24 protein-coding genes and 1 riboswitch are annotated in these 20,745 nt (G+C 36.9%); of the genes, 17 read left to right on the top strand and 7 right to left on the bottom strand.

Annotated elements, in window-relative coordinates:
* Positions 1–252: 252 nt before the first annotated feature.
* Together BI350_RS10170 and BI350_RS10165 are read right to left on the bottom strand one after the other, a co-directional pair.
* Entirely contained in the window at positions 253–576 is a 324-nt protein-coding gene (locus tag BI350_RS10170) for a hypothetical protein (protein ID WP_075528009.1), read from the bottom strand.
* A gap of 65 nt (positions 577–641) precedes the next feature.
* Positions 642–1,160, bottom strand: coding sequence for a DUF1189 family protein (locus BI350_RS10165; RefSeq protein ID WP_075528008.1), 519 nt, complete (start codon positions 1,158–1,160; stop codon positions 642–644).
* Positions 1,161–1,365: 205 nt separating this feature from the next.
* On the opposite strand from BI350_RS10165, the gene BI350_RS10160 reads away from it, so the two are divergent.
* Positions 1,366–2,997 (top strand): Na/Pi cotransporter family protein, encoded by a 1,632-nt coding sequence (locus BI350_RS10160; RefSeq protein ID WP_075528007.1) that lies wholly within the window; start codon positions 1,366–1,368, stop codon positions 2,995–2,997.
* Between the two features lie 25 nt (positions 2,998–3,022).
* Positions 3,023–3,505 (top strand): DUF456 domain-containing protein, encoded by a 483-nt coding sequence (locus BI350_RS10155; RefSeq protein WP_075528006.1) that lies wholly within the window; start codon positions 3,023–3,025, stop codon positions 3,503–3,505.
* 86 nt (positions 3,506–3,591) lie between these two features.
* On the opposite strand, the gene BI350_RS10150 is transcribed toward BI350_RS10155, so the two are convergent.
* Complete coding sequence (locus BI350_RS10150) at positions 3,592–3,930, bottom strand: DUF1360 domain-containing protein (RefSeq protein WP_075528005.1); 339 nt, start codon at positions 3,928–3,930, stop codon at positions 3,592–3,594.
* A 755-nt stretch (positions 3,931–4,685) separates the two neighbouring features.
* On the opposite strand from BI350_RS10150, the gene BI350_RS10145 reads away from it, so the two are divergent.
* Both BI350_RS10145 and BI350_RS10140 read left to right on the top strand, forming a co-directional pair.
* Complete coding sequence (locus BI350_RS10145) at positions 4,686–5,288, top strand: superoxide dismutase (protein WP_075528004.1); 603 nt, start codon at positions 4,686–4,688, stop codon at positions 5,286–5,288.
* A 183-nt stretch (positions 5,289–5,471) separates the two neighbouring features.
* The gene (locus BI350_RS10140; protein WP_155767580.1) at positions 5,472–7,577 is read left to right on the top strand and encodes a peptidoglycan D,D-transpeptidase FtsI family protein; all 2,106 of its coding nucleotides are present in this window, start codon (positions 5,472–5,474) and stop codon (positions 7,575–7,577) included.
* A 42-nt stretch (positions 7,578–7,619) separates the two neighbouring features.
* On the opposite strand, the gene BI350_RS10135 is transcribed toward BI350_RS10140, so the two are convergent.
* Positions 7,620–8,093 carry an endolytic transglycosylase MltG gene (locus BI350_RS10135; protein ID WP_075528002.1) on the bottom strand — a complete coding sequence of 158 codons (474 nt, stop codon included), beginning with the start codon at positions 8,091–8,093 and terminating at the stop codon, positions 7,620–7,622.
* Between the two features lies 1 nt (position 8,094).
* A complete protein-coding gene (locus tag BI350_RS10130; RefSeq protein ID WP_075528001.1) occupies positions 8,095–8,454 on the bottom strand; it encodes a hypothetical protein in 360 nt (119 codons plus the stop codon).
* Between the two features lie 227 nt (positions 8,455–8,681).
* On the opposite strand from BI350_RS10130, the gene rpmG reads away from it, so the two are divergent.
* The 5 genes from rpmG to BI350_RS10105 all read left to right on the top strand — a co-directional run bounded on the left by rpmG (position 8,682) and on the right by BI350_RS10105 (position 12,949).
* Entirely contained in the window at positions 8,682–8,831 is a 150-nt protein-coding gene (gene rpmG / locus BI350_RS10125; RefSeq protein ID WP_075528000.1) for a 50S ribosomal protein L33, read from the top strand.
* Positions 8,832–8,949: 118 nt separating this feature from the next.
* Positions 8,950–9,531, top strand: a complete 582-nt coding sequence (locus BI350_RS10120) for a 5-formyltetrahydrofolate cyclo-ligase (RefSeq protein ID WP_082295040.1) — start codon at positions 8,950–8,952, stop codon at positions 9,529–9,531.
* Entirely contained in the window at positions 9,528–9,713 is a 186-nt protein-coding gene (locus BI350_RS10115) for a YqgQ family protein (protein WP_075527999.1), read from the top strand. Before BI350_RS10120 ends, BI350_RS10115 begins: the two co-directional genes overlap by 4 nt.
* A 129-nt stretch (positions 9,714–9,842) precedes the next feature.
* A complete protein-coding gene (locus BI350_RS10110; protein ID WP_075527998.1) occupies positions 9,843–11,738 on the top strand; it encodes an LTA synthase family protein in 1,896 nt (631 codons plus the stop codon).
* A 122-nt stretch (positions 11,739–11,860) separates the two neighbouring features.
* A complete protein-coding gene (locus BI350_RS10105) occupies positions 11,861–12,949 on the top strand; it encodes a YqgU-like beta propeller domain-containing protein (RefSeq protein ID WP_075527997.1) in 1,089 nt (362 codons plus the stop codon).
* 106 nt (positions 12,950–13,055) lie between these two features.
* Here the strand turns inward: BI350_RS10105 and BI350_RS10100 are convergent, their stop codons facing one another.
* Positions 13,056–13,232, bottom strand: a complete 177-nt coding sequence (locus BI350_RS10100) for a DUF2759 domain-containing protein (protein WP_075527996.1) — start codon at positions 13,230–13,232, stop codon at positions 13,056–13,058.
* A 159-nt stretch (positions 13,233–13,391) separates the two neighbouring features.
* Between BI350_RS10100 and BI350_RS10095 the strand changes: the two genes are divergently transcribed.
* Positions 13,392–14,030, top strand: a complete 639-nt coding sequence (locus tag BI350_RS10095; RefSeq protein ID WP_075527995.1) for an MBL fold metallo-hydrolase — start codon at positions 13,392–13,394, stop codon at positions 14,028–14,030.
* Between the two features lie 67 nt (positions 14,031–14,097).
* On the opposite strand, the gene BI350_RS10090 is transcribed toward BI350_RS10095, so the two are convergent.
* A complete protein-coding gene (locus tag BI350_RS10090) occupies positions 14,098–14,340 on the bottom strand; it encodes a DUF2626 domain-containing protein (protein WP_075527994.1) in 243 nt (80 codons plus the stop codon).
* A gap of 325 nt (positions 14,341–14,665) precedes the next feature.
* Between BI350_RS10090 and comGA the strand changes: the two genes are divergently transcribed.
* The 7 genes from comGA (at position 14,666) to gcvT (ending at position 20,698) form a co-directional block, all read left to right on the top strand.
* Positions 14,666–15,673, top strand: coding sequence for a competence type IV pilus ATPase ComGA (gene comGA / locus BI350_RS10085; protein ID WP_075527993.1), 1,008 nt, complete (start codon positions 14,666–14,668; stop codon positions 15,671–15,673).
* On the top strand, positions 15,663–16,712 hold the full coding sequence (gene comGB, locus BI350_RS10080; protein WP_075527992.1) for a competence type IV pilus assembly protein ComGB: 1,050 nt from the start codon (positions 15,663–15,665) through the stop codon (positions 16,710–16,712). The genes comGA and comGB overlap by 11 nt, the downstream gene beginning before the upstream one ends.
* A 15-nt stretch (positions 16,713–16,727) precedes the next feature.
* The gene (gene comGC / locus BI350_RS10075) at positions 16,728–17,042 is read left to right on the top strand and encodes a competence type IV pilus major pilin ComGC (protein ID WP_075527991.1); all 315 of its coding nucleotides are present in this window, start codon (positions 16,728–16,730) and stop codon (positions 17,040–17,042) included.
* On the top strand, positions 17,043–17,612 hold the full coding sequence (locus tag BI350_RS16695) for a type II secretion system protein (protein ID WP_082295039.1): 570 nt from the start codon (positions 17,043–17,045) through the stop codon (positions 17,610–17,612).
* 171 nt (positions 17,613–17,783) lie between these two features.
* Positions 17,784–18,233, top strand: a complete 450-nt coding sequence (gene comGF / locus BI350_RS10065; protein ID WP_155767513.1) for a competence type IV pilus minor pilin ComGF — start codon at positions 17,784–17,786, stop codon at positions 18,231–18,233.
* A gap of 193 nt (positions 18,234–18,426) precedes the next feature.
* Entirely contained in the window at positions 18,427–18,942 is a 516-nt protein-coding gene (locus BI350_RS10060; protein WP_075527988.1) for a shikimate kinase, read from the top strand.
* Positions 18,943–19,199: 257 nt separating this feature from the next.
* Positions 19,200–19,290: riboswitch (glycine riboswitch) on the top strand.
* A gap of 289 nt (positions 19,291–19,579) precedes the next feature.
* A complete protein-coding gene (gcvT, locus tag BI350_RS10055; protein WP_082295037.1) occupies positions 19,580–20,698 on the top strand; it encodes a glycine cleavage system aminomethyltransferase GcvT in 1,119 nt (372 codons plus the stop codon).
* The last annotated feature ends 47 nt before the right edge of the window (positions 20,699–20,745 follow it).

The raw sequence follows: 20,745 nt of genomic DNA, 5'->3' as shown, positions 1-20,745 counted from the left end.
AGCTAAAACGATAGTACTTAGTTCATTTTATCAATCAACCAGACTAAAAGACAAGGAACAACCCTTATTATTAGAAGCGTAGGATACCGTTTAGATACGGCAGACAATAGGTGAAAGGGAGGGCATCCTATTACGGTGTGTCCTTTGTCTATGGATGCCGACCTATATATCCTATAGACCTCTGAACTATGTCTCATAGCTCGCTCGCTTATCTGACAGTCCTATGTATCCTAATTCCAATGCATCATTCATTTATTCACAATTATTCTGTTCTGAATTTGAAAGAGGTATTAAAATTGTTTCTCCACCAACAATTCCTTGTAATTTAAGGTGAGGATTTAACGTGTAGAATTGTTCTAATCTATCTATAAAACTAATTTCAGCATCTGGATAAAGTGCAAATAAAGATTCAATCGTATCCCCATGTATAGACGTTACAGGAATCGAATGGGTTTCATCTTCACATAGCACCTGATTTTCTTCTGTTAGTTGTTGAGGGATTGTCCCTTCAACAAAATCAACGCGAATAAAATGAATGGTTAAAAAAATTGCTGCGGCTAAAAGTAATATTCTCATTTAAATTCCCCCTTCTGGAACTTTATGTTCTAGAGAAGGAATTATTCTTAAATTGATAAAAAATATTAATGATTACGTTGTAACTGAGGTTGTTTCGGGTAATACTTTATTGCAAGGACAATGTAAGTGAGATGAATAATTGATGAAATAATTAAACCACTACTTTTAAGTTCCGGAAAAAAGTCGAGTACAATCGTTATCAATATAGGTAGTGTCATCGCGATAGCAGAAGTTCTCCATATATGAAGGTACTGACCGCGTCTTTTCATTAATTTCATCATAAGTGAACCAATATAAGCAAAAGCACTTACTCGAATGAAAATGTAAAATGTGCTAATGACTAATTGTAAAATAAAGGCTATCGGAAAAATAAGTGGCCCAATTTTTTCACTTTGTTCTTGTAAGTCTGGAGAGGCGTCAAATAATACATCATCTCCAATAATAAACCGGGAAAATGAAATACCGGTAAAGAAAAAAACAAATACAAAAACATAAGTGAATACTTTACCGATAGGCAACAGTCGAAACGCCGACAGTTTTTTAAATTCATAAAGACTCGCTTTGAATATTTGATGATAGTTCAATCTGGCAAACCTCCTTACTTCATTCTAGTCTATCATCAATAGAAGAAAATAGGATCGTTCAAACATTTGACAGATTGATGACATTTTCACAATTGATTGTAAAGGGAATGTAAATTTTATCGCTTAGCTATTTACAATTAGTTAATAAGACAAGCATAATGGGTAACGGTATATTGATAAATGAATGAATGGGGTTGACTACTAAATGGAATTGAACTGGCAAGAAATGATTTTCCAATTTCTTGGTGGACTTGGAATCTTTTTATTTGCGATAAAATATATGGGGGACGGTCTGCAAAGGGCTGCAGGCGATAGACTGCGGGATATTTTAGACAAGTTCACAACGAATCCTTTTATGGGTGTGTTAGTTGGAATTATCGTGACAGTATTAATTCAATCAAGTTCAGGAACGACAGTAATAACAGTCGGACTTGTAAGTGCCGGTTTTATGAAGTTGCGTCAAGCCATTGGCGTTATTATGGGCGCCAACATCGGAACGACGGTAACAGCGTTCATTATTGGGTTTGATGTTGGGGCGTATGCCTTGCCAATAATGGCTGTTGGTGCATTTTTAATTTTCTTTTTCAAGAAAAATGCCTATAAAAATTTTGGTGACGTAGTCTTTGGCTTTGGTGGATTATTCCTCGGTCTTGAGCTGATGAGTGGCGGGATGAAACCACTTCGTGAACTACAATCATTTAGCGACTTAACGGTCTCCATGAGTGACCATCCGATACTTGGTGTAGTCGTTGGTACCATTTTTACTTTAATCGTACAAAGTTCAAGTGCAACTGTTGGAATTTTGCAAGGTCTTTATGCGGAAAATCTTGTTGACTTAAAGGCAGCTTTACCAATTTTATTTGGTGACAATATCGGAACGACAATTACTGCAGTTTTAGCATCAATTGGAGCGTCAGTTGCCGCAAGACGTGCTGCAGCTACGCATGTTTTGTTTAACGTTATCGGTTCGGTTATCTTTTTAATATTATTAGTCCCTTTTACCGCATACGTTGAATGGATTGCTTCTATATTAGCACTTGAAAATAAAATGCAAATTGCATTTGCGCACGGTTCTTTTAACGTTGCAAATACGATTATCCAATTTCCTTTAATTGGTGCTTGGGCATTTCTTGTTACAAAACTTATCCCAGGCGAGGATGTTACGATTGAATATAAGCCAAAACATTTGGATTATCACTTCATCCAACAATCTCCGTCGGTTGCGATTGGACAAGCGAAAGAAGAAATTATTCGCATGGGCGATTTTAGTATCCAAGGATTAGGAGAAACGTATAAGTATTTAAGGACTGGAAATAAAAAACATGCAGAAACAGCTTATCAATTAGAAGATGCGATTAACAATTTAGATCGCCGAATTACAGATTATTTAGTTGAAATTTCTTCGGTAAATATTTCACCACTTGAATCAGCAAGACATATGACATTAATGGAAACGGTCAGAGACATCGAAAGAATTGGAGACCATTTTGAAAACATTATTGAGCTATTGGATTACCGAGATGTCAATCGTGTCGAATTAACTGAAGATGCCGTTGAAGATTTATCTAATATGTTTACTTTAACAACTGAAACAGTTCAAAAAGCAATCGATTCACTGGACAAAAATGATATGGCGCTTGCAAGAGCGGTGACGAAGCAAGAAGACTTAATCGATAAAATGGAACGGACATTTAGGAAAAAACATATTATTCGATTAAATGAAGGAAGCTGTACAGCTCAAGGTGGGATGGTTTTCGTTGACATTGTTTCAAACTTAGAGCGTATCGGTGACCATGCGGTAAATATTGCTGAAGCTGTGCTTGGAAAGCGTGGTTAATTACGTAAAGAAAGAGGGGCGCTAGATGGAGATAGTCGGCTGGATTGTTGCGATAATTTGTTTTATCATAGCTTTTTTAGGGCTTGTCTATCCGATTATTCCATCAGCCCTTTTTATGGTAGGTGGTTTTCTACTTTACGGGGTAATCGTATCTTTTGAAAATCTTACTTGGTTGTTTTGGCTCATACAAATCTTATTTCTCATCTTATTATTTGTGGCAGATACGCTTTCTAACCTTGTTGGCGTGAAGAAATTCGGAGGCTCAAAGGCGGGGATGTGGGGAAGTACGATTGGGTTATTAGCCGGTCCTTTTGTTATCCCAGTTGCAGGTATTATACTCGGTCCCTTTTTAGGGGCAGTTCTTGCAGAAATGATTGTTAATCGTACTGAATTTAAGCTCGCCATTAAAATAGGAATCGGTTCCTTGGTCGGTTTCTTAACCTCTATTGTCACAAAAGGATTTTTAATGATAGTAATGATTTTAGTAATGATTCTGTTTGTTAAATAGATCAAATACAAATACCAACCTAGCCAATATTTAAAGGCACCAATTACTTACACGATTCAACATATGTATGTAATTGGTGCCTATTTTTATATTTTGGATTCAAGGATTGCAGCTGCTCCTGCAACTGCAAAAACCAAAAGAATTGGGAAGGCAAATGGAAGGTAAATATATGCGAGTACAACACCTAAAGCACTCCAAAATCCAGTACACCAATAGCAACTCAAAAGTTTGCCAATCCAAGAACGTAATCCCGACCCTTTGATTTCAATATATTTTTCCGTGTTACCTGATGGATCTTCTTTAAAAACTTCTGACATAAAAGGCCTTCGAATAAAGGCTGTAATTTCATCAAAAACGATGAAGTGCGTGATTCGGAAAGATGCAAATGTAAGAATGAAAAAATCAATCCAGTTAATAGAGGTCATGGTTTACATCCTTTTCTCTAGAAATATAAAACGGTTCCATAAATTCGCCGACCATTGTATTTCTATTTCTTAACAGTACAGCCCTTTCTTTAAATTCCTAAATGATATTTTCTACTCAAACTAGTTTATGCAGGCAAAAGCCTAACGGTGCTATAGAGTAACTCAAAATAATAAGAAATCAGACGCTTTATTCTTATGCGGGTAACTGGATGAAAATCAGTAACTAAGCAATACTTTGCCGTCACCTATATCGACGCAATGAATATATTTAACAAAAGGGAGGTAATGAATAAATGACATTTGACGACATAAGAAACCGGAAACAAATTTCAAGTGAGCCAGAAAAACAGGAGCAGTCAAATTTAGTGCGTCCGAAACAGAATAAAAACCATTCAGAGAGTGTGAATCAGAAAAACGCTCACCAAAAACCAAAAAATTGCTGCGGTCAGCGAAATCGTTAAAAAGGGTTCCGAATAAATGCGGGACAGAGAGTTTTGAAAGAATTTGTTGATGGTGGAAGCGCCTTGTAGGAACATCTCTGCAAGGCACTTATATTTGTATTCATACATGTAGGATGCTAGTTCCTTTGTGTAAAAGAAATCGCGAAACAAATTTTAATACTGAATTCTTTATTATTATGAAGGTGATGAAATAAAGAACGTTACAATAGTCCATTTTATTTGAACGTTTTTCTCAGGTTTGCTAATGTAATAGATGTAGGAAATATATACATCTTTTGAGGAGGAATGGAAGAAATGGCTTACAAATTACCAGAACTACCTTATGCATACGATGCACTAGAACCACATTTTGACAAGGAAACAATGAATATTCATCACACGAAACATCACAACGCGTATGTAACGAATTTAAATAACGCACTTGATGGACATGCTGAACTAGCAGACAAATCAATCGAAGAACTCATTTCGGATATGGACGCAATTCCAGAAGATATCAGAACTGCAGTACGCAATAACGGTGGTGGACACGCAAACCACGCACTATTCTGGGAACTACTCTCTCCAAACGGTGGTGGACAACCATCTGGCGCGCTAGCTGAAGCAATCGATAAAAAATTCGGTAGCTTTGACCAGTTTAAAGAAGAGTTTGCGAAAGCAGGTGCAACTCGCTTCGGTTCAGGTTGGGCATGGCTTGTACTTAATAACGGAGAGCTTGAAGTAATGTCTACTCCTAACCAAGATTCCCCATTAATGGAAGGAAAAACACCACTACTTGGACTTGACGTATGGGAGCACGCATACTACTTAAACTATCAAAACCGTCGTCCAGACTACATTTCAGCATTCTGGAATGTTGTAAACTGGGACGAAGTTGCGAACCGTTACGGAAAATAAAATAAAAAGTTCATGAAAATGAAACAAAGCACATACCTATAACGTCTAGGTATGTGCTTTTCTTTTATAGGGTGGTATAATTCAAAAGGGATGAATTGAAAAGGAGGTTAGGTATGATTGAAAAAACAAACTAGAAGAACGGAACGGCCTAAAGTTCGGTTAAGGAAAAATATTTCTTTCCGGATGAACTTCCTCTTCTTTTCGATATTCATACTTTTTTCATTGCTTATATTTCGATTAGGTTATTTACAAATTGTGAAAAGTCAAGATTATGTACGAGCTTTGGAACGAACTGAAGAGATTGCTGTCAACACGAGTGTGCCACGAGGCCGAATATTTGATCGTGAAGGCCGAATATTAGTCGATAATCTCCCTAAAAATGCCATTACATATACGAAAATGTCAACGACCACATCAAAAGAGATGTTGGAGATTGCAGAGGAACTTGCACAACTTATCGAAAAAGATACAAATCGAATCACTTTAGGGGATAAAAGAGATTTTTGGATATTGAAAAATAGTGACGAGGCATTTAATAAAGTAACAGCCGAAGAAAGAAGAGAAATATTAAGTGATCGTTCATTAACAAAAACAGAACAACAAAGAGCAGTAACAAGACTTACAAGAGAACGTATAACTGATGAAGAGTTGAACTCATTCTCTAAAGAAGATCTTGAGGTGCTGGCCATTTATCGTGAAATGATGTCCGGTTATGCATTTTCGCCGCAAGTAATAAAGAGTGGTGACGTAACGCCAGAAGAATTCGCAATGGTCTCTGAACGACTGAGTGACTTTCCAGGCGTGAACACAACAACTGACTGGGAAAGAGTTCGTAAATCAACAAACACGATTTTAGGGACCACAACAAATCCAAATGAGGGGATTCCTAAGTCACATTTGCATTATTACTTGGCTCGAGATTACTCACGAAATGACAGAGTAGGTAGAAGCTTTTTTGAAAATTATTATGAAGAGTTACTTCAAGGTCAAAAGACAGTTGTTAAAAACATAAAAGATCGGACTGGGAAAATCATTGAAATTAAAACAGTGCGAGAAGGTATGCCTGGAAAAGATCTTGTTTTAACATTGGATACTGAACTACAAGTCGAATTGGAAAAAATTGTGAGCGAAAAATTATTGCAGCTGAAAAGCGGACCGAATAGCCGTTATTTAGACCGTGCATTTCTCGTGATGCTCGATCCGAATAATGGAGAAGTCCTATCACTTGTCGGGAAACAAGTCGTCCGCAACTCAGAAACCGGGCGTTTTGAAATTAGAGATTACTCGTTTGGTACATTTACAACGAGATACGAAATTGGTTCTACCGTCAAGATGGCTACTTTGCTCGCGGGATATGAACATGGTGGTGCCACGGTAGGGGAAACTAAAATAGATGAGGCATTGCAGTTTAGAGGGCCAGGTGGAACAAAAAGGTCTATTTTTAATAGGTCATTTTTCAATAGAATACCGATGAATGATATTGAAGCAATAGGCCGATCTTCAAACATCTATATGTTTAAAATTGCTTTGGCGATCGGTGATTCAAGCTATGGTGGGTATAATAGCCCGCTACGTGTCAATCTTGATGCATTTGAAAAGATGCGCTCCTCCTATAGTGCTCTCGGCCTCGGTACGACTACTGGTATCGATTTACCTGGAGAGGTTGGCGGAAAACCAGGCGCCAATGAGCCAGGAGGCCTTTTAAACTTGGCAATTGGACAATATGACACATATAGTCCGCTTCAGCTTGCACAATATGTGGCGACCATTGCAAATGGCGGTTATCGAATTGCCCCACATGTACTAAAAGAAATTCGGGAACCTTCGCCGGATGGTAAGACGCTAGGTCCACTTGTTCAGCAATCTGAGGTGCGTGTACTGAACCGCATTGCGAATACAGAGAGAGAAATTGAACAGGTGAAACGTGGTATGTATTATACATATTATGGAGATAGGGGAACTGCACGAGGATTATTTGCAGGAAAACCTTATGATGGGGCAGGTAAAACTGGTACATCAGAAACCTATGGTTATGATGCAGAAACGAAGACAGGTCAATCCACAGTAAGCCTTGCGCATGTTGGTTTCGCACCTTATGATAAACCTGAAATAGCCTATGCGGTATTAATTCCACATATTTCTACAGGTAAGTATACTTACGCGAATAACGAAATCGTGCGTGATGCAGTCGATAAATATTTTGAATTAAAACGACTGAAACAGGAGCGCCCAGATGACATGGATGTTCTACAAGAAATAAAACCTACATTAAAAGATGACGAAGAATAATAAATGCACCTATCTCATTTACTTCCAGAGATAGGTGCATTTTCATTGTGTATTCGTAATAAGTTTCGAGATTTTTTCGATGGACATTGAGGAATTCAACCGATATTCTCCGATTTGAATTTTTTTTGCTAAATCATGTGTTTTTAAATACGCATTTAAGGCTTCTGGGTCAGCGATAATTGAGGCGTTCGCTAATTCATTCGCGACGTCTTTAGAAGAAGTGCCAGATACAATATGTAAAATTGTTTCAACTATCGTTGTTTCGTTGTTGGCATCTTCAATTTCTGGTTGCTGATTGGCTTTTGATTGATTTGCTTCGGTTGTTAATGTTTGTAAATTTGCCAACTCTGATTGGGTCGCTTGAAGTTTTGTCTCAAGAATGGCAATTTCATGTTTCAATTCGTTTGTTTCAGCCTGTAGATCAGATTCTTTACCAGGTGAATTTGTTGTAAGGTATAGAAATATTCCTGAAAGTATACAAGCAACTCCGATAATGCGTAAGAGATCTTTCAACAATTTATCTCACACCTCTCGATTGTAATACGCGGATTACTTCCTCATTCGTTAAAGAGGAACGTTTGGCGATATCTTCAATTGAAAAGCCTTGAGAGTTTAATGAAAGAATTTGATTGACAATAATTTCATGAACAGGTTGCATTCTATTTATATTCTGTTGATTCGTACCTATTGGTTCCATGCTCATCATAAGTTCTTCTTCTAATGCTTTTAATCTCTTTTTTAATCCATTCGTTTCTTGATGCAAACTAATTGAGATTTTTTCTAATTCATCCGAGTCAATTCGATTTGCATGACCTATAAAAAAAGAAATGATTACGATAATAATTCCAAATGCGATTAAGAGTAAAGGCAAGTCCATATCATTACACCTCATTTAATAAAAGAATTTATTCTAATTGCTTAGCGGGCTAGTGATTGTCGCATTTAAGCGGCCCCTCCACTTTTAATCTTATCTTATCATATTGTTGTTAATAAATATATTTCATACTTTCTACTGGACATTGAGTGTATACATGGTATAATTAAAAAGTCGTATTAATCATGCTCATAATTAATTTTACAGCCTGATGAGTGGGAGGGACAAAAATGCGCGTAAATATTACACTTGCTTGCACAGAATGCGGTGAGCGCAATTATATTTCAAAGAAAAACAGACGTAACAATCCTGAACGTCTTGAAATGAAAAAATACTGCTCACGTGAGAGAAAACAAACGTTGCACCGCGAAACAAAATGATTGCTCAGGCCAAAACCTTTATTGGTTTTGGTTTTTTCGTCTAATTGCAGGCGCCAGATGGATTTCACATTTAGATTGGCGCCTTGCACTTTTGTCCTTTCAATAGGGGGTATAAAAGTTGGATAAGAAAAATATTAGGCATCAAATGCTTCAAAAGTTAAATACAATGAATATAGAAAATCACGCCCGTTTATCACGGGAGATTATACAACATGTCATACAACTAGACGCATATAAAAATGCGAAAACAATTGGCGTCACAATTTCTCGATTTCCTGAAGTCGATACACGACCATTTATTGAAGCGGCATGGGAAGCGGGCAAAAAAATTGTTGTTCCTAAATGTATTAGGGAAACGCGAGCAATGGATTTTCGGCTCATTACATCGTTTGAACAATTAGAAACAGTTTATATAGATTTATTAGAACCGATTGTGAATGAAACCAGTTCTGTTCGAAAAGAAGATATTGAATTACAAATCGTACCAGGAGTTGTTTTTTCTAAAGACGGATATCGGATTGGATTTGGCGGCGGATACTACGACAGATACATGGCCGATTACAAAGGGGAGACAATTTCCCTTGCGTTTAACTGTCAAACTACCGAAGTAGTCCCCACGGAACACCATGATATCCCTGTAAATACGATAATTACTGAAAAAAAAATTATAGATTGTCAAAGGAATAGGAAGTCATCATGAAAGACTTTTTGAGTGTTATTCAATTGTTGAAGCGTTTTGGTATTTATATTTATACTGGGAATAAAGTAGACGATATTGAGCTTATCATGGAAGAAGTAGTTGAACTTTATGAAAACGGGCTCATTATGAAAGATGATTATTTAAAAGCTATACTTATTTTACGAGAAGAACGAAGGAAGTAACGATAGGTATAAAGAATTATTTAATATTAATATGAAACTTTACGAGAACTCGTCCGTCTAATATATATGTGCTTGCACTGAGATCGATATTACTTTATAGGGATTAAATAGAAAGGAAGAGAGAGTGGAATGAAGAGATTTAGTTGGCCGAAGCACTCCGTACTAATCATAGCAATTGTAGCAACGTGGCTTACCACATATATTGGGTATAAAACAAGCTTCAGCATGACGATCGATAATATGATGCAAGAATTCATTCTATTAATGAATCCTTTAAGCTTTTTATTATTTATCTACGGAATTGCTTTATTTATAAAAAAACCAAAAAGAAGAAATAAATTTATATTTGCGGTAAGTTTAATTACCTCCATTATCATGTTTGCGAATGCTGTGTTTTATAGGTTTTTCAATGATTTCATTACATTACCAGTGTTATTTCAAACGAGTAACTTCGGAGATTTATCTTCATCTATAACTGCTAATATGTCACCACTTGACATCTTCTTCTTTACGGATGTATTGATTGTAACTTTAGCGATTCGCTATATTCCGCAGTCAGAAGATAAAGTGTTAGGGAAAAACGTTGGTCCTAAGCTCTATTTTATCATGGCAGCTTCAATAACAATGTTCAATTTAGGGCTTGCAGAAACACAACGACCACAATTATTAACGAGAACATTCGATAGAGAATTACTTGTGAAAAATATTGGTACGTACAATTACCATATTTATGATATTGTGATGCAATCAAAATCACATGCACAACGTGTACTTGCTGATGGAAGTGAAATGGTAGAAGTAGGTAACTATATTAACGCCAATTATGCTGAACCGAATCCAGAAATGTTAGGCATTGCTAAAGGCCGTAATATTATCGCCGTATCATTAGAATCCCTTCAATCATTCGTTATTAATGAAGAAATGGATGGACACGTGATTACACCATTTTTAAACGAATTAACAAAAGATCCGGATACATTTTACTTTTCAAATTTTTACCATCAAACAGGCCTTGGGAAAACATCGGATTCTGAATTTATTCTAGAGAACTCCCTTTATCCAAGAAATGGTGCAGCGGTTTTCTTTACGCATAGTGGAAACACTTACGACTCACTTTCTAATCGTTTAGGGGAAAATGGGTATCACACGAGTGTTATGCATGCGAACAATAGGAGTTTCTGGAACCGAGACATTATGTACGATGCTTTAAATATTGAAAAGTTTTATGACGTAGATAGTTATGAAATTGGTGAAGGGGATGCAGTTAACTGGGGAATGAAGGATATTCCTTTTGCTAGGCAATCAGTTGATCTAATGCTTGATATCCCTCAACCGTTTTACACAAGGCTAATTACGTTGACGAACCATTACCCGTTTGATCTTGATGAAGAAGATATGTTTATTCCGCAGTATGACTCTAATTCACGAACACTGAATAAGTATTTCCAATCTGTTCGTTATATGGATGAAGCGATTAAATTATTTTTTGACGATTTGAAGGAAAAAGGTCTTTACGATAATTCAATTATTGTTATGTATGGTGACCATTATGGTATTTCGGAAAACCATAACAAAGCAATGGGGATGTATTTAGATAAAGAAATCACTCCATTTGATAACGCAAAACTTCAACAAGTTCCGTTGTTCATTCATATTCCTGGTTATGGAAAAGGAGAGGAAATTGATACCGTCTCTGGTCAAGTAGATATTAGACCAACACTGCTTCATTTAATGGGTATTGAAACTAAGGGTGATATGCAGCTTGGAAAAGATATCTTCTCTCCGGATTATGAACCATTCGTAATCTTCAGGGATGGCCGTTTTGTAACGGATAAATATGTGTATACAACTGATGTTTGTTACGATACAAACACCGGAGAACCTGTAGAAGAACAAGTGGAATGTGATCAGTATTTAAAACGTGCGATGGAAGAACTGGATTATTCGGATACGATTATCAATGGAGACTTATTACGTTTTATGACAAAACCGGAAAAGCTGGAAACAGAGCATGAAATGAACTGATGATTTTAAGAGCTGCACGGAAATTTCCGTGCAGCCTTTTTTTACCCTAATCTGAATGGGGTCCTTTTATTTGTTAAGAGTTGAAAATCTTTAAAAATAAATAATGGGAAAGAGGGGGAGCGTTGAAGAGAAGTATTCTTTGCATAGGTGTTGCTTTACTATTGTTGATAGGCTGTACTAAAAAAGAAGAAGAGAGTCAAAAGGAATTACCGGTAGAACCAAAGCAAATTGAAGTAAAAGAATCAATAAACGAACTGACAGTGGACCGTGCTAGCTTTCACTTTATTGTCGATTGGTTAAATAATGAGGAAATTTTGTATGTAGAGAAAATAGAGGATTTTTATGAGTTAAAATCATTTGATATTTTCACAGGTGAAACGAAAATAATTTATGAAGAACCAACCATCATTGCGGATGTTTTTGTTCATCCAACAAAAGAATTTTTATTATTACATACGACGGAGAATCCTTCCTCTGCAACAGTGAAAATCATTACATTAGAAGGTGTACTTCAAAATGAAGTGACGATTCAGTCGAACGAGCTTGAAATTGAGTGGAATGACATAAACCCTGAATATCTTCTTTTAACTGCTTTTCATCAGGACTGGTCTTTTGATGTTTTTTTATTTGATGGTTTGAAAAATAATCTCCAACTTATATCAAATGAGAATCCTTTTCCAAAATGGTTAGGCAGTGATGATTTTATTTTAACAGAATTGAATACTCATCCATTAGATGGAGGAACGTTGTTTTTGTATGATCGACAAACGGGAGAGAAAGTCGACGCTGTTGAAGAGCAAGTTGTTTTTTACGATACTTTTAAAGATTCTTTATTACACATGCGCATCAATGATAGTGGACAGGCCGAATATACGATTGTAGACAGTTTAGGAGCTAAGCTAGCTCATTGGACGATGCCAGCGATTAGTAATTACTCAGAATGGGTGATGCCGTCTATTCAGTGGATTGCTTCTGATAGCGTCATTGTTAACCGCCCTATGGAAAGTGGTCAAATGGATGAAATAGAAGAAGTTTATGATATTGTGAAAGTTGCAGGGAATGAGGAAACGGTCCTTCTGAATGAAACGTTTAATATTTCAATGAAGTGTACACCGGACGCGAAAAAATGTGTCACTGGACCGATGCTTGAAACAATCATCGATGTGGAAAATCATGAGGAAAAAAAATGGTTGTTATATAAGGATGAATAAAATACGTAAAAAAGGTAGAGGGGGGAAATATTATTTCCATCCCTCTACCTTTTTCTGGCACCGTTAAGAGAGTACCGTTTTCAATCGATGTTAATCCCACTCACCATTACATTGTTGGCGGATAACCTTGAGTAATTATCGTCGCAATTGTGAAGCCTCCGAAAACAACGCAAGCTCCTAAGTTGAACACGATACTCAAAATATTACGTTCTTTAAATGCTTGAACCGTACCAATTGCTGCAAAAATACCTACTAGACCAAAAATGACCATTAATAAGTTCATTGTGTAGACACTCCTTTCACTTGAGAAAAATGAATGCCAATATAGCAATATCCAACTACTATTGTAATCGTTTTCGCGATAATTGTCGAGTTAATTTGTGAGGATTGTTTGAAATCGCGATTTGAATTGCGTAGACTAATTGAAGAGGAGGCGATGCGAATGTTAAAAGTAACAAATTTTCCACTCGGGCCAGTGCAAACAAATTGCTACATTATTCGAGACGAGCACAATAATTGTTTAATTATCGATCCGGGTGAGGAAAGCAATAAAATAATTACACATATCGAGCAGGCAAGTTTAAAACCGATAGCGATTTTATTAACACATGGTCATTTCGATCATATTGGTGCAGTTGATGCCGTACGTGACCATTTTAAGATTCCTGTCTATATCCATGAAAATGAGCAACATACGTTAACAGACCCTGAGCAAAACGGCTCTACAAGATATCCAGGACTTCCGCTTGTCAGAAACAGGGCGGCAGACCATTTAATTAGCATGGAAGGAATGATGGAAGTCGGGCCCTTTACATTTGAAACACGTTATACACCAGGACATTCTCCGGGCAGTGTATCATTTGTATTTCTAGAAGACGGTTTTGCAGTAGTAGGCGATACGTTGTTTCAAGGAAGTGTCGGTAGAACTGACTTACCAGGTGGCGACACTGAAACGCTACTTAGTTCTATTCATAACAAACTATTGACATTAGGTGAAGACATTGTCATTTATCCAGGGCACGGACCATCAACAACTCCAGCCTTCGAAATGAACGATAACCCCTTTTTAAACGGTTTTTAAAATGTGACTATAGTTTTATACAATAAAAAAAAACAGCCATTAAAGGCTGTTTTTTGTATGTACAATATTAATGTCCGGCACCTGGTACGTGAATAAAAGTTGCATAGTAACTAAAGCCAACCATAAACACCATCAAATAAGCTCCGAACATGTACATGTACATACGCTCTGTTAGGTTTAAATAGCCAAGAAGTAAAAAGAAAACAGTACTTGCGACAAATAGAAGCGAAGCAGGTATCATATCACCAGCGTAGAACAATACCGCGAATACACCTGTCCACCAGCCTAATAGCTTGAACATGTTATCCATGTGCGCGTCCCTCCTTAATACAATAAGCTCCTATCTATTATAATGGATAAGAACTGTAAAAGTAAACTCAAATCTGATAATTATTGTGTCGAAGCGGTGTATTGTTGCTTTTTTATAAATATTCATCGAAAAATTAATATTAGCCCCTTTTTAATCCTGATAAATTAAAAAGAAGTGCTTATTGACTAAAATAATACAACTTTAACACATTGTATTCCCAATCTTCAAAAAACAATGTATGCTAACTATAGTAATGGAGAGCAGTCCTTCGTTATTTTATAAATCTCCTAGGATCAATCATGCTAGTAAAAAGAGAGGGGAGTTTATGGATAAAAAAGAAAATGTAATTGAGAGAAGATGTAATAATCTACTTGAACAAGCTGTCTTAGAAAATGCAACAGATGTTCATCTTATTCCATCAAGTAAAGGGTATGATGTAAATTTTAATCAAGGGGCAAAACTAACAAAAGTCGGCTCGCTACCTCCCCAACTGGCGGACCGAATGATTTCATTCTATAAATTTCTATCTTCTTTAGATATAAGCGACAAACGCAAACCCCAAAGCGGTTCCTTTCACAAAATGATGCATGAAGAAAACTTTTCTTTTAGAGTATCGACAATCCCTGCTATTCATTATCAAGAAAGTGTTGTTATTCGAATACAAAAACATAATCGTATTGTACCTATCGAGCAATTATGTCTGGAAAAAGAATGGGCGGACACTTTGCGTCAAGCAACCGCCATGCCACAAGGGCTTATTTTACTCAGTGGTCCAACTGGAAGTGGCAAGACAACAACGATGTATTCTCTAACATCGCATTGTGCCCACAATTTAAATAGACATGTTATTACACTAGAAGATCCAGTGGAAAATAAACATGCACACTTACTTCAAATTCAGGTTAATGAAAGTGCTGGCATGACTTATTCTACTGGGTTAAAAGCAATCCTGAGACATTCGCCAGATGTCATTATGCTAGGCGAAATCAGGGATAGTGAAACAGCTAAAATTGCAGTGTCTGCCTCTTTGACAGGTCATTTAGTATTTTCGACAGTGCATTCAAAAGATCCAGTTGGAACAATTTATAGAATGTTAGATTTTGGCGTTTCATTGGAAGAGTTACGACAAACGGTGATTTGCATTTCAACTCAACGTCTAATTATCAAGAAAAATGGTGAAATGGGGGCAGTTTTTGAAATGATTGCAAATGAAGCAATTGAAGTTGTATTAGATTCTATCAAGAAAGGAGAGCGATTTACGTATCCGGTTGAGAAAAAAATGACGCTACTTCTTCAAAAATATAGTCAATCGCAATCTAACAATGAAAAATAGTCGTGTTGTTAAACAGAAAGCTATTCAAATTTCAGAAAGACCGGTTTTCTTAGCCAGAATCGCCGAGTTATTGAATGAAGGCTATACATTTTCAGATGCCATTAATCTGATATTACCGCATCATACATTGGATTATGAAAATGTGATTAGACAGATTGAAGAGGCTTTTCGAAGGGGGTTAGGGGTTTCTGCAATTTTAGGTAAGTTTGGGTTTTCTGACACCCTAATATTATCGGTGATCATAGCCGAGAAGAATGGTCACTTAGCGGATGTATTACAAGTACTATCTAAACAGCTTGAAAAAGTCGAGGAAGCAAAAAGGAAATTAAAAAATCTACTAGCCTATCCCTTAACTTTATTTGTTTTTATTGCGGCTTTGCTAATGGGGTTTCGCAATTTCTTTTTGCCGAATATGGAAGCACTGTCACGCTCGCGGCAAGGAGATATGTCTGCAATGAGTACTTTGCTACCAAAACTGGTCTCTTTATTGCCAGATATGATTTTCGGCACGGCAATTTTTATAGCAGTCACGATAATGAGTTTATTATTTTATTATCGTAAACTTTCACCCATAAATAAAATAAAATTCATCCAGAAAATTCCCGTTGTTCGTCATTGGATATTTCAGTGGAAATCTCAACAATTTGCAAGGGAACTAGGAAGCTTGTTGGAATCCGGCATGTCTATTCAAGATGCACTGGAGGTATTGATTCAACAAAACGTAGATCCGGTACTGGGGGAAATTGCTAGAAATGTGAAAGAATATTTGATATTTGGGGAACCGTTTCATGCAGCGATTGCACTCGTTGATGGATTAACGAAAGAGTTTTCTTCGTTTGCCAAACATGGAGAAGCAAGTGGCCATTTAGCAAAGGAACTGCTCATTTATAGTGCACATTTAGAGGAATCCTTACATCGTAAAATGACAAAAGGGTTAGCGCTTCTTCAGCCTGCTTTGTTTAGTCTGATAGCGATATGCATATTAGCCGCTTACGTCGCTCTGTTATTACCGATATACAATATGTTAGATACAATTTGAAAGGATGAAGACATCATGAGAAAAGCGTTGAATCAAAGGGGTTTTTCTTTAATCGAGATGATGATCGTGTTACTGATTATTTCTGTATTAATATTAATCGCGATTCCAAATGTTACGAAACACTCGCAAAAAATTGATGAGAAAGGGTGCGATGCATATATTGCGATGGTACAAGGTCAAGTGGAGGCATATAAAATGGACACACACCAATATCCTAGTGATTTAGCGACTTTGGCGGATACCGAGTACTTTGAGGGAACTCCGCAGTGTCCGGATGGATCAGATTTAAAGATTACGAATGGAAAAGTTAGTAAAAATGGTGGAAGTTAAATGTCAAAAAATACTTCACGTAAAAAGAATGACAGTCAACAGGGCTTTACATTAATTGAAATGACTTTTGTACTGTCTATCGTTATTTTATTGACAGCTATAATCATGCCGTTGGGAAATAAATGGTTTCAATCGGCAGCTGAAGAGGATGCAATAGCTTCAATTATAGCAACAATCTACAGCTTGCAAAGTTACTCGATGGCATATAATGAATTGACGCGTTTAAGTTTTAAAAGTTCAGGAACGCAAACAATGTACATAGCTCTTGTTCCTGGCAAAAGAGAGTTATCCAAGAGGTTATTACCAGAAGGGATGTATGTATCTGATTCAAGTGCATTAAAACAAGTAGAATTTCTCGGGAACGGTAATATTGTGCAATCTGGCGTGTTAACGATTGTAGGCAAAACAGGTAAAACGGCAATCACATTTCAATTTCAACGGGGAAGGATGATTATTAGTGAATCAGAAAGGGTACTCTTGGCCGGAAGCAATTCTCACAATAACAATACTTTCCGTTATATTTGGTACACTTTTGCCGGTCGCCACACATATGACAGGCACCATGCATAAGAAGAAAATTTCGATGCACGCTGCTGAAACAGCTTATCAAGGAGCAATTGCTTATCAAGCATATAGACAAGTTGAGGGGACCCGGACAGTGGGTGAGATAAACTATGATTGGAGAGTAACTGGTAATGCTATCTGTGTCTCGTATCAACTCGATAATGAGGTGTTAACAAAGTGTATCGAATCCGCCGCATAACTAATCAGGAAGGCTATACGCTTCTAGAAAGTATATTTCAAGTAATGATTTTCGCTTTGTTTGCACAATTATTTTCATTGTTTTTTTATTGGAAAGGCCCTATTGAACGTCAGTATACGGACCATTCCGCTATCGCTTGGGAAATGTTTGCTGCTGATTTTCAAGCTGAATTAACAACAATACAATCGCTTGAGGTCCATCAGAATGGTGATGGGATTCACTTTCGGACGGATAGGGGACTTATTGCAATTGAACAAAGGAATCATGTTATTCGAAAATCCATAGACGGACTTGGACATGTTCCTTTTTTGACAAATATTTCTTCAGTCCAATTTTCATTACATCATCCCCTACTAGTAGTTTATGTGACTATGCAAGATGGAACTCGAAAGGAGCGCGATTTTATAATTGGAGATTACTCACGATGAGCGTGGTATCACTTTTGCTGTAACACTTATTTTATTATTTTTCGTAAGTCTCTTTCTTTTTTCTATCGTTATGTGGCATGATAGTTTATATATGAACCTCAATTCGTTAGAAGAGTATTACGAAAAAAGAACGGTCGAACTAATGAGACGTTCGAGCGAATAAAATAATTGTGTTGAATAGTAGGTGATGAACGTGAAAAGGGTATACTTAGTTGGGTTTATGGGGTCAGGAAAAAGTGCGATAGGTAAAAGGTTAAGTTTTGCTACTAAATTACCGTTTTATGATATGGATACTGAAATCGAGCGAAAGATGGGCATGTCAATCCCACGTATATTCGAACTATACGGAGAAGCGTATTTTCGAGAGTTGGAGACAGAGTTTTTAAGGAATTTCCGTGATGAATACTGTATTATTGCAACGGGCGGTGGCGTAGCAATGCGTAGAGAAAATCGGGAAATTATGAGGAAAACAGGTCTTGTGTTTTTCTTAAATGCTCCATTTCGGGATATTTGGCGAAGAATCGCGACCGATAAAAATCGACCGATTGTACAAAGGTCCACTAGGGCGGAACTTGAGAAGTTATATTATGATCGTAAACCGTATTATTTAAGGGCGGGTCATTTTAAAGTAGAGACTGAGCGGCGATCACTGCTTGATATTACAACGTACATCGTTTTTCAAATTAATCGTTTGCGTAGCGATGACTAAACAAACTGTATTTTTAATAAGAAGATGAAAAGAGGAGGGGATTAATTTATCTCCTCTATTTTCATTAGGAGAACATCTGATTTAGTAGAATAATTGAATAACTAACACAAACACGAACTATGATGTTGGTTATATGAGTAACGTTCGCGAAAGTGTTTGTTTCTATAAAACTATTGCGCTTTCATAAAACTAATGTTAAGATGTGACTTGAAAGGTTACTATTTTTCCACTATTAGAAAACAAATGAATAATCGCGAATGATTGTATGAGGAGAGAACGCAGCCGCGTCGCCGAAGGAGCAAGTGAATTTTTCATGAATCTCTCAGGCAAAAAGACTCTTACATGACGCATCTCTGGAGAGTGTTGGAATGATCCAACCACCAACGAGGAAAGCCGCTAGGTCAAACTTTCAGGTAAACAGACAGAGGTTCCTTAACGCTTTTTCGATAAAGGGACCTTTGTCTGTTTTTTTTATGATTGTGATGTTTTTGAAAAAACTTGCATACCAAAAGCTTGGCGATTTTCTGGAATTATTCAGTTTTCATTTGGGTGGATAACAAGTAAAGATTATTGTTTAAATGTGAAATGTAAAATGTAAAGAAGATTTGTAACAGACAAAGTTGTGGTTAGTAGTTAGATGATAGGAGGAAGAGAAATATTGACTAAAACGTTAAAGCGAACAGTTTTATTTGAACAATACGCAAAACACGGTGGAAAAACAATTGATTTCGGCGGTTGGGATTTACCTGTTCAGTTCTCAAGTATTAAAGCTGAGCACGAGGCGGTTAGAACAAAGGCTGGATTGTTTGATGTGTCACATATGGGTGAGGTCCTTGTCACTGGAAAAGGCTCTCTGCCTTATTTACAGAAAATGATGACAAATGATGTGTCTAAACTGAAAATCGGGCAAGCCCAATATACGGCAATGTGTTATGAAAATGGCGGGACGGTTGATGACCTTTTAATCTATAAAAGAGATGAAGATAACTATTTACTCGTCGTCAATGCATCTAACCTTGAAAAAGATCTTGACTGGATGAATGAACATATAACTGAGGATGTTGTAATCGAAGACCAATCATCCGATTATGCATTACTCGCTTTACAAGGGCCACGTGCGGAAGCGATTCTCCAATCATTAACAACTGAGCCACTTAATGATATTAAGTTTTTTCGATTTAAAGAAGACGTTGAAATTTGTGGTCAAAAAGTACTGATTTCTCGTACAGGTTATACAGGTGAAGATGGCTTTGAACTCTACGCCTCACCTGAATCTATTGTCGTTTTATGGGATGCCATCTTAATGGCAGGTGAACATGAAGGTCTTGTGCCTGCCGGACTTGGGGCACGTGATACACTTCGTTTTGAAGCGGGATTACCTTTATACGGACAAGAACTTTCCAAAGATATTACACCGCTTGAAGCAGGACTTGGTTTTGTCGTGAAATTAAATAAAGAAGAAGATTTCATTGGAAAAGAAGCGCTTCGCGATCAAAAAGAAAATGGGGTTCCACGCAAACTCGTTGGTATCGAAATGATTGATAAAGGTATTCCGCGTACGGGCTATCAAGTATTCTTGAACGATGTAGAAATTGGAGAAGTGACGACAGGTACTCAGTCGCCTACATTAAATAAAAACATTGGATTTGCGCTTTTGAAATCAGAGCATGCAACAGAAGGTACAGAAGTGATTGTTCAAGTGCGAAAAAGACAACTAAAAGCGGTCATTGTTAAAACACCATTTTATAAACGTTAAAATGACTTAGCGGTTATCTAGAATTGGTGAATAATCATTTATAAAGG

Source organism: Sporosarcina ureilytica, assembly GCF_001753205.1.
GTDB lineage: Bacteria > Bacillota > Bacilli > Bacillales_A > Planococcaceae > Sporosarcina > Sporosarcina ureilytica.
Note: the sequence above shows the minus strand (reverse complement) of the source record. Positions and strands in the feature narration are given on the sequence as shown.

Excerpts from the sequence above, each read along its gene's own strand:
- BI350_RS16695 (WP_082295039.1), top strand. The coding sequence starts at position 17,043 with ATGTCAAAAAATACTTCACGTAAAAAGAATGACAGTCAACAGGGCTTT.
- BI350_RS10130 (WP_075528001.1), bottom strand. The coding sequence starts at position 8,454 with ATGGACTTGCCTTTACTCTTAATCGCATTTGGAATTATTATCGTAATC.
- BI350_RS10115 (WP_075527999.1), top strand. The coding sequence starts at position 9,528 with ATGAAAGACTTTTTGAGTGTTATTCAATTGTTGAAGCGTTTTGGTATT.
- BI350_RS10095 (WP_075527995.1), top strand. The coding sequence starts at position 13,392 with ATGTTAAAAGTAACAAATTTTCCACTCGGGCCAGTGCAAACAAATTGC.
- BI350_RS10155 (WP_075528006.1), top strand. The coding sequence starts at position 3,023 with ATGGAGATAGTCGGCTGGATTGTTGCGATAATTTGTTTTATCATAGCT.
- BI350_RS10170 (WP_075528009.1), bottom strand. The coding sequence starts at position 576 with ATGAGAATATTACTTTTAGCCGCAGCAATTTTTTTAACCATTCATTTT.
- BI350_RS10100 (WP_075527996.1), bottom strand. The coding sequence starts at position 13,232 with ATGAACTTATTAATGGTCATTTTTGGTCTAGTAGGTATTTTTGCAGCA.
- BI350_RS10150 (WP_075528005.1), bottom strand. The coding sequence starts at position 3,930 with ATGACCTCTATTAACTGGATTGATTTTTTCATTCTTACATTTGCATCT.
- comGB (WP_075527992.1), top strand. The coding sequence starts at position 15,663 with ATGAAAAATAGTCGTGTTGTTAAACAGAAAGCTATTCAAATTTCAGAA.
- comGA (WP_075527993.1), top strand. The coding sequence starts at position 14,666 with ATGGATAAAAAAGAAAATGTAATTGAGAGAAGATGTAATAATCTACTT.
- BI350_RS10090 (WP_075527994.1), bottom strand. The coding sequence starts at position 14,340 with ATGGATAACATGTTCAAGCTATTAGGCTGGTGGACAGGTGTATTCGCG.
- BI350_RS10110 (WP_075527998.1), top strand. The coding sequence starts at position 9,843 with ATGAAGAGATTTAGTTGGCCGAAGCACTCCGTACTAATCATAGCAATT.
- gcvT (WP_082295037.1), top strand. The coding sequence starts at position 19,580 with ATGATAGGAGGAAGAGAAATATTGACTAAAACGTTAAAGCGAACAGTT.
- rpmG (WP_075528000.1), top strand. The coding sequence starts at position 8,682 with ATGCGCGTAAATATTACACTTGCTTGCACAGAATGCGGTGAGCGCAAT.
- comGC (WP_075527991.1), top strand. The coding sequence starts at position 16,728 with ATGAGAAAAGCGTTGAATCAAAGGGGTTTTTCTTTAATCGAGATGATG.
- BI350_RS10145 (WP_075528004.1), top strand. The coding sequence starts at position 4,686 with ATGGCTTACAAATTACCAGAACTACCTTATGCATACGATGCACTAGAA.
- BI350_RS10160 (WP_075528007.1), top strand. The coding sequence starts at position 1,366 with ATGGAATTGAACTGGCAAGAAATGATTTTCCAATTTCTTGGTGGACTT.
- BI350_RS10140 (WP_155767580.1), top strand. The coding sequence starts at position 5,472 with ATGAACTTCCTCTTCTTTTCGATATTCATACTTTTTTCATTGCTTATA.